Source organism: Sinomonas terricola (assembly GCF_034931225.1).
In the GTDB taxonomy this organism is placed as follows: domain Bacteria; phylum Actinomycetota; class Actinomycetes; order Actinomycetales; family Micrococcaceae; genus Sinomonas; species Sinomonas terricola.
Genome location: NZ_JAYGGQ010000032.1, coordinates 1 through 2,177 on the forward strand (window position 1 = coordinate 1; position 2,177 = coordinate 2,177).

Genomic DNA, 2,177 nt, shown 5'->3' on the forward strand with positions numbered 1-2,177 from the left:
GTGTCGTGTCAGGGGGTCGGGTGTGTGGGGTTAGTTGGCTGGGACGATCTGTTGGAATTGGGCGTCGTCGACGTAGACGATGCCGTCGGTTTCGACGACGATCCACAGGGCAGCGGTGACGGCGCCGGTGGGGACCATCTCGGTGAGCTCGGACTGGCGCCAGGAGCCGATGGCGTACTTCAGTGCTTCCCGGGGGGCCCGGTACTGCTTGAGTACCTTCTTGTTGGCGTCGTAGAACTGGCACACGGTGTAGCCGTTGTAGCCGGTGGGTGGCTGGGTGGTGGAGCCTCTGAACCAGGCGGTGAACCTGAAGGGGCCGGGGGTGACGTTGACGGTCTGGGCCATGAGGCCGTTGTAGCCGAAGTACAGCTTCAGGGACTGGGTGCCGTCGTGGGGTGGGACTTCGGTGGTGAGGGTGGTGCCGGTGGTGCCGGTCCAGGGGGCGGGGGTGTTGGCCTCGAAGGACATGTTGGTCCCGCGGTGGACGATGCCGCCGTTGACGGCTGTCTGGAGGTTCTTGAGGAAGCTGGCCTGGTTGGCGGTGGTTGTTCCGGCGAGCAGCTGTGCGAGGTGGTTGCGGGTGGGGCCGGTCTGGGGTTCGTTCTGGTTGATGTAGTCGGCGAGGCTCCAGAGGGGGTAGAAGTTCCAGCCGGACCAGACCAGGGTCCAGGAGCGGGGGTCGGAGGGCTGGTAGAGGAGGGGGTCGGTCTTGAACTGGTCCACGGTCTGCAGTCGCCGGGTGGCGCGGGTGAGGCGGTCGTCGACTTCGGCGATGGCCTGGTCGAGCACGGCGATGGCGTCGGTGCTGGTGGCGATGGCCTGGGGCGGCTTCGGGTAGCTCAGGGCGGAGTCCTCGTAGTAGCCGAACGCCTTCAGCAGCATGTCGGCGCGGGCGGCTGGCTTGCCGGGGTCGGCGTTGCTCTTGACGGACTCGAGCAGGGCCCGGCTGGTGCTCAGGTCTTGGGGTGTGGTGGCCTGGAGGTAGGAGCCGTCGTTGAACTGCTGGTAGATCCGGCTCACCCCGTACCAGTCGGTGGAGGTGATCCGGGTCGTCCAGAACCCTTCCCAGAGGTCGAAGTATTTCTTGAGGTCTCCGGCCGCCGCGAGCCCAACTGCGCGCCGGCACCACTCCGTTTCGAGATCCGCGACCTTCGCGCCGGAGTCCCAGAGGAGCTTGGCGTAGATCCAGGGCTTGGGGCCTTCGCCCCAGTTCGGGTAGAGCTCGGCGTAGAGGTGCTTGACGTTCTCGGAGTGGGCGTAGCTGATTGCCTGGCCGAGTGCGCCTAGGGGGACTCGGGGGAGGCAGTAGGGGGAGCCGTAGGGGTAGTCGTACCAGCCCAGTTCGGTGGCCACGGCCGCCCAGGCTGCGGTCCAGTCCTTGTCGCGCTGGGCGGTGGCGGGGTCGGCCCAGGAGGCGCGGTCGCGGGTCAGGAACGGCACCACGCTGGGGTGGAGGGCGAAGGAGGGCGGGTCTGCGACGTTGGCATAGGCCAGGACCCCGAACTTCAGGTTGGGGTAGACGGCGGTGACGCGCTGGGCGACGGCGTTGACGAAGGCGTAGTAGGGCTCCGACGCAGACGGGAACCCGAAGGAGTTCAGCACCGCCGGGTTGACCTCGTCCTGGCTGTAGCCGCTCGAGTCGTTGACCCCGAGGGAGAAGGTGGTCGAGTCCGGGGTCAGCTTGGCCAGGATCTGCTGTGCGGCGGCGTCGGCGATCCCGGGGGCGTGGTAGCGCGGCTGCCACCCGGTCTGCAGTGTCGCCGGCGGGATGTAGGGCACCCCGCCCCGGAGCGGGAAGAACTCGGGGTTGGTGGTGCCGAAGACCGAGGGGGAGATGATCGAGTACATGTTGTGGTGGAAGTCCACCCGCGCGGTGACCATCCCCATTCGGCGTGCCCATTCGTACTGGGCGTTCTGCGCTGTGCCCTTCCACTGGAAGAGCGGGCTGAACTCGCGGCTGAGGAAGTCGGGCTGCGTCTTGAGCGCGAGCCGGGGTACCTCTAGGTCCTTCACCGTCGGGATGTCCTCGCCGAGGTCGGTGGGCATCAGCCAGACGGCACCGACGAAGCGCTCGAGGAACTCGGTCACCCCGAACGTGGTCCCGGCAGAGGTTGCCCCGACGATGTTCACCGCGTCCGGCCACACGTGGATGACGAAGCCCTCCTGGTCGAGCTGCT

General features: G+C 67.3%; 1 protein-coding gene. It reads right to left on the reverse strand.

All coding sequences use genetic code 11. The annotated features are described in order from the left end of the window. Positions 1-30: 30 nt before the first annotated feature. Positions 31-2,177 (reverse strand): DUF4838 domain-containing protein (locus SPF06_RS21965; protein ID WP_323281298.1); only part of this gene is annotated, 2,147 nt, incomplete at its 5' end.